This window comes from Kribbella sp. NPDC055110 (genome assembly GCF_053607525.1).
Map to the genome: position 1 here is coordinate 229,200 of NZ_JBSGTS010000006.1, position 16,733 is coordinate 245,932.

General features: G+C 66.6%; 11 protein-coding genes. 4 read left to right on the forward strand and 7 right to left on the reverse strand.

The window, feature by feature from the left end; all coding sequences use genetic code 11:
- Position 1: 1 nt before the first annotated feature.
- Positions 2–1,441 carry a hypothetical protein gene (locus ACWF0M_RS12510; protein ID WP_452235739.1) on the forward strand — a complete coding sequence of 480 codons (1,440 nt, stop codon included), beginning with the start codon at positions 2–4 and terminating at the stop codon, positions 1,439–1,441.
- 354 nt (positions 1,442–1,795) lie between these two features.
- Here the strand turns inward: ACWF0M_RS12510 and ACWF0M_RS12515 are convergent, their stop codons facing one another.
- From ACWF0M_RS12515 to ACWF0M_RS12535, 5 genes are all read right to left on the reverse strand, one after another.
- A complete protein-coding gene (locus tag ACWF0M_RS12515; protein ID WP_452235740.1) occupies positions 1,796–2,200 on the reverse strand; it encodes a hypothetical protein in 405 nt (134 codons plus the stop codon).
- On the reverse strand, positions 2,200–3,993 hold the full coding sequence (locus tag ACWF0M_RS12520; protein ID WP_452235741.1) for a restriction endonuclease fold toxin-2 domain-containing protein: 1,794 nt from the start codon (positions 3,991–3,993) through the stop codon (positions 2,200–2,202). The genes ACWF0M_RS12515 and ACWF0M_RS12520 overlap by 1 nt, the downstream gene beginning before the upstream one ends.
- A gap of 812 nt (positions 3,994–4,805) precedes the next feature.
- A complete protein-coding gene (locus ACWF0M_RS12525) occupies positions 4,806–5,699 on the reverse strand; it encodes a phosphotransferase (protein WP_452235742.1) in 894 nt (297 codons plus the stop codon).
- A gap of 224 nt (positions 5,700–5,923) precedes the next feature.
- On the reverse strand, positions 5,924–6,202 hold the full coding sequence (locus tag ACWF0M_RS12530; protein WP_452235743.1) for a hypothetical protein: 279 nt from the start codon (positions 6,200–6,202) through the stop codon (positions 5,924–5,926).
- A gap of 579 nt (positions 6,203–6,781) precedes the next feature.
- Positions 6,782–8,401: a zinc-ribbon domain-containing protein gene (locus tag ACWF0M_RS12535; RefSeq protein WP_452235744.1), complete on the reverse strand. Its 1,620-nt coding sequence runs from the start codon at positions 8,399–8,401 to the stop codon at positions 6,782–6,784.
- A gap of 418 nt (positions 8,402–8,819) precedes the next feature.
- Between ACWF0M_RS12535 and fxlM the strand changes: the two genes are divergently transcribed.
- Entirely contained in the window at positions 8,820–10,043 is a 1,224-nt protein-coding gene (gene fxlM / locus ACWF0M_RS12540; RefSeq protein ID WP_452235745.1) for a methyltransferase, FxLD system, read from the forward strand.
- Between the two features lie 75 nt (positions 10,044–10,118).
- On the opposite strand, the gene ACWF0M_RS12545 is transcribed toward fxlM, so the two are convergent.
- Together ACWF0M_RS12545 and ACWF0M_RS12550 are read right to left on the reverse strand one after the other, a co-directional pair.
- Positions 10,119–11,369 (reverse strand): lanthionine synthetase C family protein, encoded by a 1,251-nt coding sequence (locus tag ACWF0M_RS12545; protein ID WP_452235746.1) that lies wholly within the window; start codon positions 11,367–11,369, stop codon positions 10,119–10,121.
- Complete coding sequence (locus tag ACWF0M_RS12550; RefSeq protein WP_452235839.1) at positions 11,366–14,242, reverse strand: lantibiotic dehydratase; 2,877 nt, start codon at positions 14,240–14,242, stop codon at positions 11,366–11,368. Before ACWF0M_RS12550 ends, ACWF0M_RS12545 begins: the two co-directional genes overlap by 4 nt.
- A gap of 413 nt (positions 14,243–14,655) precedes the next feature.
- On the opposite strand from ACWF0M_RS12550, the gene ACWF0M_RS12555 reads away from it, so the two are divergent.
- Positions 14,656–15,477: an alpha/beta hydrolase family protein gene (locus ACWF0M_RS12555; protein WP_452235747.1), complete on the forward strand. Its 822-nt coding sequence runs from the start codon at positions 14,656–14,658 to the stop codon at positions 15,475–15,477.
- A 60-nt stretch (positions 15,478–15,537) separates the two neighbouring features.
- Positions 15,538–16,704, forward strand: a complete 1,167-nt coding sequence (locus ACWF0M_RS12560; protein WP_452235748.1) for a helix-turn-helix domain-containing protein — start codon at positions 15,538–15,540, stop codon at positions 16,702–16,704.
- Positions 16,705–16,733 lie beyond the last annotated feature (29 nt).

Below are 16,733 nucleotides of genomic sequence, written 5' to 3' on the forward strand. Positions count from 1 at the left end.
TGTGCGCGAACTGATCAGGCAAGACTTCTGGGACGTTGTCCGCCCGACGCTAGAACCGGCACGGGAGGCCGGGAGGCAGTACCTCGAGTCGAATCGCTATGTGGAACGGATCGACGAGCGCAAGTACCCCGAAAGCGACACGGGCTGGCCGCTCATCGTTGCTGATCGAATGTTCGCTGAAGGATCACCGAACTGGCGCTCACTCTTCTCAGCAGAGTCCGGCCAGATGTCGAAGGTGCTGGTCGACGAAGTTCCTGCACTGGCACAGGGAATGCGAGCCGCAGTTGATCTCGCCGAGCGGGACATCGAGTTCGCCAAAAGGCTGACTTACCTCTATGAAGTCGCAGATCCAGATCGCCGTACGCGTTACTTACAGATCGAGTTCCTGTCGATTGTCGGCGACATTCTCGGTCGCGCAGAGTCCCTGGGTGCCGAGGACGAGGACAGTCTGCTCGATCTCTACCTTCAGGTCGAGCGTGGTCGGTTCGCGACGGAGCTCGCCGGCGACATCATTGTCCCTCTGGTACTGACTGCCTTCGATGCGTCTGAGCCGGTCCATCTGCTGGGTTCGTTCTGGCTTGAACCGATTGGCGTGGAACTGCAGCGTGCACGTGCGCTGAATCAGATGTACGAGGAAGCCGCGTCACCGTGGATCGCAGCAGCGGCAACGCACGCGATCGTTCAACGCGATGTCGTGTTTCCTAACACGATGTGGCCGCCAATACTTCAGCGCGGTGCCGATCGGTCGCCTGTACCGCTCGAGACTGTCGAGCGAGTTCTCGAATGTATCCACTTGGTGACCGGCAAGAGAACCGGCTATGCGCAGGTTCTCGTGAGAGCGGATAGCTGGGTTTCCTGGTCCGGCTGGATCGGCGATCTACCGCACGTCTGGAGAGCCGTAACGACGAAGGCGTATCCGGACAGCTTCGACGGTGGCTGGTTGCGGTCGAAAGAACCCATCTCCAAGGATGCGACGGCAGAGATCGCAGCCGTCCTGGCAGCCCTGACCAGAGCACCGAAGAACGTCCAACTCGCCGCACGCAGATGCTTCCGATCGACCTTTCGCGCAGACATCGAGGACGAGATCCTCGACGCAACCATCGGCATCGAAGCGCTGTTGAGCCACGGCCGAGATGAGCTGACGCACAGAATGTCACAGCGGGCCGCTGCCGCCTTGGCTGGAGAGTTCCGCTCCGACGCTGTCTATCAGCTCCTCAAACAGGTCTACACGCAGCGATCCCAAATCGTTCACGGAAGCACGCCGAAGAACTCGAAGGTTCGGTTCGAGGACTCCGAGTACTCGACGAACCACATGGGAGTGTTTCTGCTCCGCAAGCTGCTTCGAAGCTACCTACTCGCCGACGAGCCCTGGACGCCGACCAGTCTGGACGACCTGATCGTCCAGCGGCTCGGCCGCGTCGAGACCGATGATGAGCCTTGATGTCGTGGCACTGCTGAGTCAGAACTCCCAATCAGTGTTCTGACTCGTGGGTGGTGACGCGAGGGCTGAGTACGACGCTGCAAACGAACAGGCTCTCGTGCGACCCGCACAGAAAGGCGGTCGGCTGAAAGTCCGTGGCCGACGTCGAGATCGCGGTCGGCGAATAGGTCGACTGGTTCAGCCACCGAAGGCTTCACGGCGAGCTCGGCCTCGTGCCACCCGCCGAGTTCGAGACCAACCACTGTGCCCAGACCACCACCGAGCACTACCCTGAGACACCCGTCCTGACCGGGAACGGTTCCAGATAGCCGAGCCTCCACGAAACCCGGGGCGATTCAGGTGGTTCGCCGAGCTCTACTCGGGTGGATTCTCCGCGTGGTCGACCCAGCCCGACTTGATGTCGTCCGCGGTCATCCCCGGCGTCAGCTCAACGTGTCCGTTGTACGCCTCGTCGACAGCCCAGATCCGCCCCCCGGGATCCTCGGGAAGGACAGACCGCATCCACAGCATGACCTCGATCGCCTGGTCGGCGGTGCCGTCGGTGGAGATGCCGTCGCGGGTGCGGAAGTGAAAGATCTGGAACGCGGGCTCGTCGGGGCGGTCGATGCGCGCCGCGACATCCACCGGGGACTCGTCGCCTGCGCGCTCCACGAGTGACGTCGCCTGACTACCGAAGCCTGCGACGACCGATTCCTCGAACCGTTCTTTGGCCAGGTCGAAGGCGGCAGAGTCGGGAGACAGAATGATGATGTTCGGCATCAGCGTTCCTCTTCCTGCCAGACCTGGACGTCCAGGTCGATGTCCTCGCCAAGGATCTTTCGCGCCCGCTCCCCGAGGAAGCGCGCCGCGGCATCGGTACTTGTCACGAGCCTGATCCTCTCGACCGGGTTGGCGTTGTGCTGCACGACACTCGCGTAGCGTTCCATCTCGTCGTCGAACGGATACAGCAACACGTCGAGCATGCGCTCCGGGACCTTCCCCTCGTACAGACTGCGATCCGGTCGCATCACATACTTCACCTCCACCACAACCACCGCGTCTGGGTCGATCTCCAAACCATCCGCCCAGATCGTGCTACCAGGTTCAGCCGTCTCCAATTCCACCTCGACATCTCCAACTCGTGCCCTCTGGTAGCGCGCCCACTCCAAATCCGACGTGACTGCCTTCGTATGCGTCGGATCCGCCAGTCGCTCCTCGACCCAGCTCCGGCGCTTCTCGGGATCCATCCACAGGTTCTCCTCGAACCCAGCCAAGACTCCAGCCGACGTGTCAGCACGCGACATCGGCGCCGACAGCTCCGAGCCGCTTGCAGTCTCCGAGGCAGGTCCGCGGTCGAGGAACGCCTCGAGCGACTCGCAATCCGTGAATGTCGCTGCATCGCGGGCGTCCCACCGAACGGCGAGGACCGGATGCTCCTCCCGCATGTCGACACGCGCACCGAGGTCCGCAGCACGCTGCACCGTGCGCACCAGGTCGCCCGCCTCAACTCGAGGCATCTGATCGAGCACCCGGTGTACGTCGTACGCGCCCGGACGGAAGCAATCACCAAGCTCCTCGGCGCGCTTCGACGGATCGAACGACAGCCCCGCCAAGGCGGCATCCCCACGAACCACCAGCGCTGCCGCAGCGTCGACGCCGTCAATCATGTCGTCGCTCTCCGCCGCATCCTGACGATCAGTCGCACCGTGTGAGTACTGGGCGTCAGCCCTGCTCTCGACGGAGTTCTCGGCCGCGTCGCCGGGAGGCCCCTGCTGCTCGCTCGCACCGCCCTCAGTGCGATCGTCCGGCCCGAACTCGTCGTGGAGCTCAGAGTCGACCAGCAGCACCGTTCGGCCGTCACCGGCCTTGTGCCAAGACATGCCCTCCGGGGTGCTGGTCCAACCGAATAGTTCATTGGCGCGGGCGTCAGCGCCAGGGCGCTCAGCGCTGCCGGGGTCGTCGTAGCCGTTGTCCAGCCGAACCGTCTTGCTGGCATACCGTGACAGGTCGGGACGGCCAGCATCGTCGTAGCGAACACCGTCAGGAAACCGCTCCGAGAGCTGCTCCTTCACCGGAACGGTCTCACCGGCCAACTCCGGCCTCGTCTTCGAGTCCGCGCCGTCCGAACTGGCAGGCCTGTGCCGCTCACTTGGCTCTCGGCGTGTGTAGACCAACTCGTCCCGCCGGCCGAGATCGCCCGGCGGGAACGGCGGATCACCTTGCCGCCACGAACCCGCCACGAAATCACGATGCCGCTCCGGATCGATCGGATGACTGTCAGGACCCTCGACCGATTCGGACCGGAACCGCTGCAAGGCCTTCTCCTGCCTCGCGATCCGTTCGGCCCAGAACGCCTCCTTCTCCGCGTCGCTCACCTTCACAGTCCCGACGTACTCCGGCGGCCCCTGCCTCACCTCATACCGAGCTACCTCCAACTCATGCGCACACCGCGCGTCCTCAGCCGCATCGGCCTCTCTGACTTCGAACTCCTCGCGGCTGACACCCCGCTCAGCCGCCGCGGCGATCCGCGAGTCCCGCTCTCGGCGCCGAGCCCGCAGCACCTGTTCGTCCATGTGGCGCTCGCGAGCTTCAATCGCCCGATCTGCCGGCCGATCGGGAGCACGCTCCGTACGGTCCCGCGCCGATTCGCCATCGTCGCCTTCGTCCGGATTCCGACCGGCGGACTGATCGAGACGGCCATCGCGCCCAGGTCGAAAGTCGCGCACCTACCTCGCTCCAGCGTGCGCTCGAACCGCTGCCGACGAGCACTCCATCAAGCAGCCCTTCCCCTCCGACGACTACGGAATATCACCGCAACGATACCAACCGTGACCTTGGTGTCGATGTGTGCCGGTGCCGGTGGAGCCTGGCAGCGCCCGTTAGCCGTGGAGGCTGAGAGCAGGGAGTGTCAGCGTGCGGCAGGTGAGGGCTGCGGCGATCAGGCGATCCTTGACGACGATGTGGCTCACTGTCTCGAGGGCGGAGACACGGCCAGCCGCCGGTCGTCTAGGTCGTTGCTGGTTGCAAGGGAGATGCCCGCACACCCGGTATGAAAGAGAGTGCGGGCATCTTGGCGGACCCGCGCGAAAGCGCGAGGAGAGGGATAGTCGGTGCAGCGGGGAGGCAACGACTCGCCGCGGCGTTCGGATGGGCTGGCATGCCCAATGCTGCGGCGATCTGACGCCGCTCGAGCTACAGCATCAGGGCCTACGGCAACTGTTTCGCGCAGCCCCGAAGGTTGCACTGAGAGGAGTACCAGGCAGCATGCCACGCAGCCCCAACAGGAGCCCAGCCTGGGCAGGCGAGAGCCCGCCTCTGCAGCTGGTGCGACGCCGCAAGTGAACCGCGGTGTGGGATAACCTGACCCGTGTAGGACCTCAGCGGCCTATAGCGCGACCCAGGTGCTGGTCCGGTCGTCGGCGCGGATCGCATTGAGTCTCTGGCGAAGTGCCGCGGCGTGGGGTGGGTTGGCCGATCGGCGCAGTGGTCCGGGGATCTGCGCCAGGTCGCGCATGGCGAGAAGCACGTCGTAGCCGGCCCAGTCGCGCAGGTCGTAGCCGTAGCGGTCGACGAAGTCCTTGATCCAGGCCTCGTCGCGGCCGTAGCGGATGGCGGCATGCCAGGTTGGGATCAGGTCAACCTCGCGCGGGCCGTGGCTGACGTTGTCCCAGTCGCCCAAGATAGGCCGTCGCGTGCCGCGCGTGGTGTCCCACAGCAGATTGCCTGCCCAGGCGTCTGCGTGGATCAGCCCGCGACCGAGCGGCCAGTCGAGCTCGGCCAGTTGTGCGCGGATCTCGGTAATCCGCTGGCAGAGCCAGTCGAGCTCCTCGGCGTTGAGTGCCTCTGGTGCCGCTGGTGATTCCAGGGCCTGGCTGAGGGATTCAAGAGGTTGCCACTCCGGCAGCGCTGCTGGTGGTTCGCCGGTGTCGTGGAGCGTGCGGACCAGCGCGCCCAGATGGCGCGACGTCAGCGGTTCGACCTCCGGGCCGGGCTGGGGGTAGTAGGTCCAGAAGGTGACGGCGTTGGTACCGACTTCGACCAGCTCGGTACCGGGCAGGGGCGTGGTGGCAGCGAACCCTTGCTGCCCGAGCCAGCCGGTGACGATCTGCGTAGCGCGCAGCCCAGCGGGATCCGCGCCCGGCGAGATCCGGGCAATCGCCGGCACGGCAGGCAGCAGATAGACCGCGTTGCTGTAATGGTGGATCAGACGGGCTGCGCGGGCATCGAGCTGGTTGTGCCGGCACGCGATTACGATGGCGTCGTCCAGAAGAATGGGCACGGCGAACCACTTTAGGTGGCCACTCCTGCGAGCTGTCTGATGCCTTCCTCGACCTGGTGGACATTCGCCCGTGCGCGATAGGGAGCGAGCTGGCGCCGTACCGCGTTGATCGACGACAGACCACCGGCGCTCGTCAGGCCTGCCGCTGAGGGAAGGGCATCAGTGAGGATCTTGCAAGCCAGCTCGACGTCGACTGCGCTCGTGGCACCGTGTCGCGACGGAAGCTACGACGCGGCCAGGGCTGTAGCAGCCAGGACCTCGCGGCGCTGCATCCCGGCCGAGCTCGTCAGTACCGTCGGCGCGTACTGCTGGACCTGCCCGGCCTGCCCCAGGTCGTGCGAGGCGTACATGATCTCCGCGGCCAACTGCTCCTCGTTAAGAAGCTGGATCCACGTCGGCTCATCGGGCAGATCGGCCCGAGCCAGCTCCTGCTCGGCGGCAGTCATCGCGCGCGCGGTCGCGGCAGCGTCCCCGGCGAGTCCGTGCGCGCGGGCCTGGAGCACGCTGCACCGGGCGGCGGTTGACGGTGAGCCGCAGTCGCGTGCTGCGCGGTGGCTAGCTTCGGCCGGGGCCAGCGCCTCACGGACTTGTCCGAGGTCCTAGGCCTGGATCGACATGTCCGCGAGGATGTGAGCCCTGAGCGCTCGGGCACCCGGCTTTGGCCAGCCGCAGCGACTGGATGTAGTAGCGGGGCGCCAGCCCATGCCGCCCGGAGTCGAACACATGAAGGCATCCAAGCCGGTCAGCCGCGCTGCCTTGGTAAGCACCTGGCGCCCGGTTTGTCGCACGATCGATCCGACGGTCGCCGGGCCAACTCCAGCTTGACCCCGGCAGCGCGACCCGGTGGTTCCGAAGGCGCGTGCGCAGGCGGCGATGGACAGGGTCCGCTTCTCAAAGTGGGCCAGGATAGCGTCTCACTCTTCGTCGCTCGGGGTCCGGTATTCCTCGCTGGGGCGGGAGGATCGGCAACGGGTGGATGGACGCTCGATGGGCCTCGATCGTCTCGGGGCGGCAGACCGCTAATGGTGGAGTCGGGTATCGGAAGTCTCCGAATGCCCTCATGGAGGCGGTCTCTTTGAGCGTCACCACAGCGTCAGCGAAGGCTGCGACCTCTGGCCTTCGCCGTCTTCGATCGGTTCGACCTGCTGTCCCAATTGATTCTTGGCAGCCTTTCGTTCGCGGACGCGAGTACGCAGATCAGTCAGGATCTCCTCTGCGCGGACAGCAGCCCGCGGACCGGGGAGGAGCCGATAGTCCTCGAGAGCGGAGAGTGGGATCACGTTGAGCTTGACGAGGTGGTCCAGCACGATGCCCGCTGCCGTCTCGGGGGCGGCTTGGAACGGAACTACAACATCGTGGACCGGATCGAGGCATTCCAGGGGGTGTTCTCGGACACGGACTACGTGGCTGACGATCGCGCGAAGCCGTTGCGACTTCTCAGCATCGGTCTCTTCCGTGCTTTCGTGCCAGTAAGAGCCGTCGAACTCTAGGATCAGCGACAATGAGGGCACATAGATATCCACGCGCTCGACGCGCTTTTCTGTTCGGATCGTGTGGTGGTCGAAGTCCAGGTCGAGCACCGTGGCGAGTTCAGCGGCGAGTCGAATCTCCTGCGCTGACGCGCCTGGCAGGTTGCATTCCGGGCAACCAGTGCCGTTGAGGGTCCGGTTGAGGACCTTCGCCGGCCAGGTGTGGGCCTCGGGGTTGATCGGGCAGATCCAGTGGACCATCTGATTGCTGGCCAGGGTCAACTCGGCGGCGCTGACCCCGGACTTCTCGGCATCCAACTGAGCCGCCAAGTCCGGTCGCAAGGCCAGCAGACTCGTGGTCTCCGACGCCTCGTGGCCAGCACAGAACCGGCAACCCTGACCACCCGCGGCACGCTTGTGGACACGCGCCTGCCAGCGGTGATCGTCTCCCTTGGGGCACTTCCAGTGAACCGAGTGGCTCGACCCGACGGAGACGGTCCACGGAGTCAGCAGGCCATTGCGCTCGCTGTCCCACTGGGAGATCAGGTCCGGGCGGAGGTCGCCGAGTCGGTTGAGCTCCCAAACTCGGGCACCACTGCAATAAGGGCAGCCGGACTTCTTCCCAACCCGGTTGTTCGGGCTCGCCGCCCAACGATGAGGGGGGACCTTCGAGCACCTCCAGACGTATCGCCGGTTGTCCTGGGAAAAAATCTCCTCGGGTGGGGTGCCGTTCACCTCACCCAGGAACTCCCGAGCGACCAGAGGTGCGATGGAAACAAGCGACCGCTCGGGTGACAGGCGCTTCCCTGCGCAGTAGGAACAGCCCTGCTTCTGGGCCTGGTTAGTTCGGCTGTTGACCGGCATCGGGTAGTCCGGGTGCCCGAACGACTTCGGACATCCCCACCATGCCTCGGCCTTTGCGCCGTAGAGGATTTCAGTGGCGGTGAAGCCGGATCGCTCGGCGTTGAGCTCCGCAGCTATCTCCGGGAACCGGCCCTCCAGGCTTCTCTCAAAGGGAACCTTGCCGCCGAGATGCTTCCCGCGGCAGCCACGACAACCCGTGGGCCTCGTCTTCTTTGTCCTGTTGTTCGGCGTTGCGTCCCAGACGTGCGCGGGATACTTCTGGCACTGCCACCAGACCTTCTCCTTCCAGCTATAGGGAACTTGGTCCGGCGTCAGCGGCTCGTTGCGTTTGGGGTGGAACTCTGCTGCGACGGGGTGCTCGCTGAGCATCCGGCCGCCCTTGGCAGACAACGTGCTCCGGGTTTCCATCAGCAGGTCTCCCCTTGATCAACAGCAGGACACGGGAAACGAGACTAAAACGCGTCCACCTCGCCGACAACTATGCGCAGCTCGGCGCGCGGATCAGCCGACCGGCCCTCCACCGCGTGACGAGCTTCCTGATCTCGAGCCGATCGCCGCTCAAGCTCAGCGCGAATTTCACTAGGCTTCATCGGCGCAAGGCCCCTTCCCCGTCCACTCAGCTGACTCCATCTTCTCCTGCCTGCCTCTCGGGCGCACGCCGTCGTCGCGAGGGCCGGCATCGCACGTCGCATCTTCGTCGCACTTGGGTGCTGGGGCCGCGCCGAGCTGGGACGTTGCCGGGCCTCCGTCATAGCCTCTATGAGTGGATGAGACACAAGGGGACGACGTGAGATTGCGGTTTGGGATGTTGGACCGCCTGGCGGCGATGCGGGGCCGTCCGCTGGCCAGCGATGTGGCCGCCGCGATGACGATGGTGCCGCGGCACGTGTTCGTGCCGGAGGCCCCATTGCCGGAGGCGTACGGGCTGGGCGCGGTGGTGACGCACTGGGACGGGCGAGGTGTGCCGACGAGTTCGGCGTCCGCGCCGGGCACAGTTGCAGGGATGCTGGAGCAGGCGCAGGTCCGGCCGGGGCAGCGGGTGCTGGAGATCGGCGCAGGAACCGGGTACAACGCCGCGCTCCTGGCGCACCTGGTGGGGCCGTCGGGTTCGGTCACCACAATCGAGTACGACGCCGACGTCGCGGACGCCGCGCGGACGCATCTGGCCACCTACGGAGCGGACCTGGTGCGGGTTGTGACCGGCGACGGGACGCTGGGTTCGGCCGAGGATGGTCCGTTCGATCGGATTCTGGTGACGGCCGGAGCCTGGGATGTGGCGCCGGCTTGGATCGAGCAGCTTGCGCCCGACGGGCGTGTGGTGTTACCGCTGCGTCTGCGTGGTCTGACGCGGGTGGTCGCGTTCGAACGAGACGGTTCCGGGCTGCGGAGCGTGTCGGTGGTCGAGGACGGGTTCATCCCGATGAAGGGCATCGGCGCGATGCCGGAGAAGAACGTCCCACTCGGCCCTGGCCCGGACCTGACGCTTCGGATCGACGATGCGCAAACGGTGGACCCGGCACTGCTGCAGGCCCTGGACACCGAGCCCACGCTGGAGTGGACCGACGTCGTGGCGCCGTGGGCGTGGACGCCGGAGCAGGACTTCTGGCTGGCCACGCTGCCCGGCTACTGTCGGGTGTTCATCAACGCAGAAGCTGTCGCGGAGGGACGGATTCCCCGGTCGAAGGACCCGTGGGGTGCGTGGGGCGTCTACTCGGATGAGTCCCTGGCCTACTTGACGGTACGGCAGGTCGGCGGGACCGCGGAGATGCCGATGCTGCAGGTCGGTGCGTGCGGTTTCGGGCCCGACGGCGCCGGCCTGGCGCGGCTGCTCACGGACCGGGTCCGGGCATGGCAGGAGGAAACGGCGGGTGGGGTCGAAGCGAGGATCGCGGCGCGGAGGTTCTCCTCGGCGCCGCTTCCCGGAGAGGACGAGGCCTTGTTGGTCGTCGACAAGATGGACCATGTGTTCGTCGTGAGCATTGTTCCGACCGCGATGTCCGTCGAGGTGTAGCGCCGCGCGGACGACACGCGCGAAGAAGGCCCGGACGACCGTGTCAGGGCCTTCTTCACGCCATGTCGGTCCGGTTCATGTGATGAGGAGCAGCGCATCCCAAGGCGTGGTGACCGGGCGCGAGGGAAGGATGGCGCGCTCGCTCAGGGTCAGAGCAACTCCCGCCGCGCCTGTCAGGAATCCGGGGTTGTCGTGGCTGATCCCATGCTCGACATGCGCCACGAGAAACGGGCGGTCACGGTCGAGCGACTGTGTGACTCCGGCCGCCGCATGCTCGGCGACCACGGTATCGATGCCGGCCACGCAGCGCAGGACTCCGGCGTACCCGTGGCACAGTGTGGGCCCTTCGGCGTCCCAGGCGGCATGTGGGGAGCCGAGGGGCGCGAGGTCCGCGCGGGCTGTCTTGGTCAGGAGAGCATCGTCGAGCGCTCGTCCCGCGTGCAGGAGGCTGCGGGCAATCCCGGGCGCCCCGTAGCACCACGCTGCGGACCGTCCGGGCTGAATCATGCTGGCGCCGTCGAAGAGGTCCTGGCCTGTAGCGTGGTCTGGCCAGCCGTGGTCGTCGGCCCGCCATCGGTCGAGCCAGCTGATGGCATCTTGGATCGCTGTCTCTTGCCCGGTGACGGTGTGTCCGGCGACGTGGGCCAGTGACAGCAGCGCGAGGGGACCGGCGACGCCGTGGGCGAGACCTGTGTCCGCGGCGCCAGTCTGGTCGAGCCGAGCGGCGACGACCGCGGGGTGGTGATCGGTCGGTACCCACCATCCGGGGTGGGGCACTCCGTGGTCGGTCAGCATCGCGGTCATCGCTGTCAGCGCGGCCACGAGCCCTGGCTCCGCGGAGGCGTAACCGTCGACCACAGCAGCAAGCAGGAGGCGGCCGATCCCGGCCAGACCGGAGATCGTGTCATACACGTGCCACGACGTCCCGGCCTCGCCTACGCGAATCGACTCGGCGTAGAGGCCCGCGATGTTGGCGGCGCGAGCCGACAGCCAGCGGACCGACCTGGCCGTCGCCTTCACCGCGACGTCCGGGTCGGGCAGATAGGCCGAGCCGAGGACCAGCGAAGCGGCCAGCCCTCCCACGGCCCCGTAGATCCCATCCCCCTGGTCGCGAGCAGTGGCGGCGTGCGCGGCGGCAGAGGCCCAGTGGGCAGTGGCAGCCTCACCGAAGACTGGGTCGACGGCGGATAGGCGCGCATGGAGCAGCGCGGTGCCTGGTAGACCGTCGGCGAGAGTTGCGATTCCGTACGGCGGGGCGGCTGTTGCCACTCGTTGCGGGTCGAGGAGCCGTTCAGCGATGGCCAGAGCAGCCTCTGCGGAGTTCATCCGCGCTGCCGGGCAAGGAGGTCGGCCGCCAGCGCACGAGCGACATGTTCCTGGTCCCGATCGAGGCCCAGCCGGTTGGCGTGCATGTGGATCATCGACGAGGCACAGTCCGCGCGTCGAGCGACCGGTACAGCGTCGCGATAGACGTTGAGCGCGCCATTGCGCTGGTCCCACATCTCCTGTGCTGGCGAGTCGAGCAGCGCGTCTGGACCGGACGGGGCTGCCGCACGTAGTTCGTTGACACGTCGTCGTCGGGCGCGTTCCAGCCGCGGACGACCGACCGCTGCAGTGGACTCATCGGTGAGGCCGCGGGCGATTTCGACGGCCGAGAACGCAGCGAGCACGAGTCGGGCGTCCTCGTCGGGCACGTCCGCCAAAAGCCTCAGTGCCAGGTCGCTGTCGGCGTCGAAGACTCGCTCGGCAGCATGGATCGCCCCAGGGCCGCCGTAGCGGTCGCTCTCCGGTTCGTAGGCTTCGATGACCAGGCGTCCCACCAGGCCATGGGCCATCCAGTTGGCGTAACGCTCTGACAGAGCTGGGAGCACCGTCGTACTCAGGACCGAGGGTTCGCCCGCGAACCGGACGCGCAGGTGCGGCCCGTGGGCGGGACTGTCGTAGCGGAGCCAGAACCAGTGATCGACCTCACTACGCAGCGTGGCGGCCAGACGACCGATCTGTCCGAGTAGATGGTCGTGGTGAATCCTCGGCGACGGGATGGTCAGGGACAGCCACCGGCTGCCCGGTAGATGGATGACTGAAGGAGTCCAGGCCGCCGGCTGATCGTCGTCCGCCACGGGGCTGCGCCGGGGTCCTTGGAGCGGTACGACCAACTCAAGGACGTGCCGACCATCTGGGCCGTCCGCGACAGCCTGGGCCGCATTGGGCCCACCGGGCTGGGCGGTCACTGCGTCCGCGCCACGACGGACGTACCGGCGCAGGAGCTCACGGTCGCGAGTATCGTCCAGATCTAGCAGCAGGCGCTGGTCGGCGTCCTGCGTGACCACGATCCGCGGCACCGTGGGGACGGCCGCAGCACGCCACTTAGCGAGCTCAGACTCCCACGCGAGCTTGTCTGCGACTGCCGCGACGAGCGGGTGGGGCAGGCGCCAGCGGGCCGGGGACAGGATTGTGTTCCGGCACCGCACCTGGGGCAAGAACGGCGCGTCGGCGAGTGGACCCCACGTCCAGGCATGCCACGGTTGTGCTCCAGCGTTCGCGAGGTCCTGGAGCAGGCGGACAGCGGGTGTGACGTAGGCGAGGCCGACCCGGGAGAAGAGAACGGGGGCGATCTGCCGATCGAGACTGCGCGACCACAGCGTGAGCCCGTTCCCGTCGGAGGCCAGATCGAGATCGGACAGCGTCAGGTCGCCCGGACTGGGCACAGTACCGACGCAGATCCGCTGCGGCACGAACCCGGACGGCAACGCAACGGTCGACAGAGCTGCCAGGCGCGGTCGGACGACCACCTCTGCGCACAGCGGTCCCTCGGGATCGACGCGAAGGCAGGGCAACTGTAAGAGCGAAGAGAACCGCCCCAGCGTCGACCCGGCGTCCACGCTGTTGCCGAGGTATGCCGCCAGCATGTACTTGCCCTTGGCAAGGTCCTCGTGCGACGCGGACAGGACTCGCGCATACAGCTCGGCGCTGGACGGCGGCACGCGTTCACCCGTGACACGCAGCGCAGCTACAGCCTCATCGGTGAGCATGACCTCAGTGCTGTGCCTAGCAGCCGCATCGGCAATGAGGCCGGCCAGCACTCGTCCACGGTCCGGGTTCTTCGCCGGCTCCGGGGGTTCGTCGTCGTCTGGGCTGCCGAGGCCGATCACTGAGTCGATGACGGCCAGTAGCGGGACCCGCCGTCTGATGCCGTAATGGTCGACGAACCGGGAGTGGTACTCAGCCAGGATCTCGGATGACGGCGTGATGCTCCACAGCATGCTGGCCGCTTCGGCGGCCTCGGCAAGGAGCGGGCCCGGGACGTGGATGTCTGCGTCGATCGCGACGTCAACCATGATCGGGTTGTCCTGGGGCGCGAGCCGGTCGCAGATCGCGCGTGCCTCGGTCAGGGCGTCGAGGCGCTGGTCGGTACCCGGCGGGTACTTGTCTGCCTCGGCGAGCAGGTCGCGCAGCTCGACCAGCGGCCCGACCAGCTCGTGTGAGACGGGAACCCGGGCCAGGAGGTGCTTGAGCGGATCCTGTGCGACGTCGTCCGGCAGCAGGTCCGTGAGCAGCAGGCCGGTCCGGACCAGCTTCTCCACCGTTGCGTGTACGGTCTCGGCCGGAACGCTCGGCCAGCGGGCATTGATGGCGGCATCGATCCGCGCCAGGCGGGCCGGGGTGCGGCACGTCTCCAAGATCAGTTCGACTGCCGGCGTCGCGCGCAGCGTGATCCGTTCGGGCTTCAGGGACCCGATCGCCCACTCGTGTTCGTACCGGTCGCCGCGACGCGCGGCGAGGTCGTTGGACACCAGCCGCACGGCATTCAGCACAGCAGTGTCGTCGAGGAGCTGGTTGGCGACATCGTTCAGCCAGCCGGCCGACGGCGTGCTCCGAGCGCGATGATTCGCCCCGACATGGAACCGGGCATCTCTCTCAGTTACCTGTGCAACCTGGACGCCGGCGAACGCACCCCGCGGCGTCGCCCGTGTCCGGGCGCGAAGCTGGTAGGCGTGCACCGTCGTAGCGAGCCGCTCGTCAGCGTCCAGGTCCTCGTCGGTGACCGTGGCGAGGGAGCGCGAGGCGAAGCGCACCGCCTCCAGAAGCGAACCGGACAGCACGCGTGCCGAACGGGAGGCTGGATCGCTCGGGAGTAGCGGCGTGCGCGCCAGGACCGAGAAATCCGGATGCAGCGCGAATGTGCGCTCGCGCTTCATCGCCACCGCCCCTACTTCTTGCAGTTGCAGTTGGTGCAGCTGCAAGTCTTCGAGCAGCCTCTGCTTGGACAGCTCGCCGAGCAGCCGTCGTTGGTGTGGTTGGTGCAGGCCATGGGGACCTGCAGAGTGCGGACGTCCAGATCGAACAGGACGGCTGCCAAGCGGTCCAGGTCGCTCTCGGTGCGGTCCAAGACCGCGATCGGTTCTGCCATGGGTGTGCCTCTCGATGAGGGGAACAGTTGTCGTCTCTCATCGAAGCCAGATGTCAGCGGATACAACAGCGCATGACCGCGGCACTCCTGTCGCATCTCTGTAGCACGAGCGAGCGATGGCCGGAGTGGACCATCGCCCGCGAGCGGTGAACCGTGGGGCACACTGAGCACGTCAGTGCCCTGATCGACCAGGAGAACGCCATGTCCACCGAGTCCCGTGTGGAGTTCCGCTCGCTCGACGGCCTGCGGCTGGTCGGCGACGTCGTCGTACCCGATATGACGCCGCTGATGGGTGTGCTTCTGATCCATGGCCGCGGGGTGACCCGGCACGAGTCCGGCTTCTTCGACCGGATCGCCGAAGGGCTGGCAGCGTCCGGTTTCGCGTCGCTCCGGTTCGACCTGCGCGGGCACGGCGAGTCGGAAGGCACACAGGAGGATGTGACGCTGGCCGGTCTGCTGAACGACGTCCGGGCCGGCTTCGAGGTGCTGCGCGCCGAGACAGGCGTGACAAGAACCTCGCTGGTGGGGCAGTCGTTCGCTGGTGGGGTCTGTGCCTACTACTCTACGAAACGACCGGCGGAGGTGGAGCGACTGGTGATGCTGTGTCCTCGCATCGACTACAAGGCACGCACGATCGACGGTCGGCCGTACTGGGTGGCCGACCACCTGGACGACGAGCACGCGGACCTGCTGACCAGGGACGGCTTCTTGCAGTACTCGACGTCGTTCCGGCATGGGCGCGCGTTCCTCAACGAGGTCTTCTGGCTCCAGCCGCATACCGCGCTCGGCAGCGTCGTTGCCCCGACGCTGCTGGTCCACGGTGATGCCGACACCCAGGTCCCGATCGGCCCGTCCTACGACGCGATCAAGGAGCTCAACCAGCAGTCGCGGCTCATGGTCATCGAAGGTGCCGGTCACGGATTCGCGGTCGCTGGCGACAAGGCTTACCGGCAGCCGCAGACCCTGGCCTGGCAGGGCGAGGTCATCGAGGCGATCACCGACTGGGTGTCCGCAGTGCGCTGACTGGAGGGATGGGCCGCCAGTAGTCTGCTGGAAGACACTTGGTGGTGAGAGGAGGTCAGGATGACCGACAGCAGCCAAGAAGGCGGAGAAGCCGAAGAGACCGTAGGGTCACGCATCGCGAGATGCCGCAAACTCGCGGGGTACACCCAGCGCGAGTTCGCCGACCACTCTCACCTCTCACTCGGTGCGATCCGCAAGGTCGAGCAAGGTGAGCGCCTGCCGACCTACGGCTTCCTCAATACCGCCGCTAGAACCCTCGCGGTTAGCGTCGAGCAACTCACGGGCCAGCCGTACCCCAGCCGGGAACGAGCCGATGCCCGCGTCCACGCACCGATCGCCGCGATCCGCGGAATCGCGCGAGCCTACGACCTCCCACCCGAATGGCGCCCTGCTCCGCGGTCCGTCGACGCCATCGCACGCGAAGTCGACCAGGCAACGAACTACCGTGCCGCCGCCCGGTACACAGCACTGGGCGAAATGCTCCCGGCGCTCCTCGAAGAGCTCACCGCGTGTGTACACCAGCTGGATGGCCAAGCCCGGCGCCGTGCAGCCCGCCTCCTGGCCTCGTGTTATTACATGGCCTACTGCCTGGCCTCCCGCCTCGGTTATCTCGACCTCGCCTCGATTCTGGAGGAACGGCTCCAGTGGGCATCGACGCTGGCCGACGATCCCCTCTCGATCGGTCTGTCGCAATGGACCCGCGCCAATGGGTTCCAGATTGCCAAGGACTACAACACAGGGCTGCGTCTCCTCGAACAGTCCTACGATCAACTCCAGGACGCCGTCGGCTCCGACCCGTCGGGTGCTGCGATCACCCTGCTGGGCAGCATTCGCCTCCGTCAGGTCACCCAGGCCTCCCGTGCCCGCGACGAAGACGCCACTGCGCATCACCTCGACGAAGCCCGGCACTTGGCCGAGCACGTGCCCGACGGCGTTGACCTCGTTCACTACCACCTGACCTTCGGGCCGGTGAACACATCCGTCCACGACATCGCCGCGCAGATCGAACTCAAGCACGTCGACGTCGCGGCCGAACGGGCTCGGCGCTCCACCTACCCGCATCGATGCCCCGCACCCGCCGAGGCCACCATCTCATCGACGCTACCCGAGCGTTCATCGCCATCGGCGATCACGATGCCGCGCTGGCTGCGCTGCAACAGGCCCGTGCAGTGGCACCGCAGCAGACGCGATACCACCCGATGGCGCGCGAAGCTGTACGCGTCTTAGCAGGCCGCCACCGCAGGGTCGGCGAAGAG

Coding starts and splice junctions, on each gene's coding strand:
- ACWF0M_RS12555 (WP_452235747.1), top strand. CDS start 14,656: ATGTCCACCGAGTCCCGTGTGGAGTTCCGCTCGCTCGACGGCCTGCGG.
- ACWF0M_RS12535 (WP_452235744.1), bottom strand. CDS start 8,401: ATGCTCAGCGAGCACCCCGTCGCAGCAGAGTTCCACCCCAAACGCAAC.
- ACWF0M_RS12515 (WP_452235740.1), bottom strand. CDS start 2,200: ATGCCGAACATCATCATTCTGTCTCCCGACTCTGCCGCCTTCGACCTG.
- ACWF0M_RS12550 (WP_452235839.1), bottom strand. CDS start 14,242: ATGAAGCGCGAGCGCACATTCGCGCTGCATCCGGATTTCTCGGTCCTG.
- ACWF0M_RS12520 (WP_452235741.1), bottom strand. CDS start 3,993: ATGGACGAACAGGTGCTGCGGGCTCGGCGCCGAGAGCGGGACTCGCGG.
- ACWF0M_RS12560 (WP_452235748.1), top strand. CDS start 15,538: ATGACCGACAGCAGCCAAGAAGGCGGAGAAGCCGAAGAGACCGTAGGG.
- ACWF0M_RS12545 (WP_452235746.1), bottom strand. CDS start 11,369: ATGAACTCCGCAGAGGCTGCTCTGGCCATCGCTGAACGGCTCCTCGAC.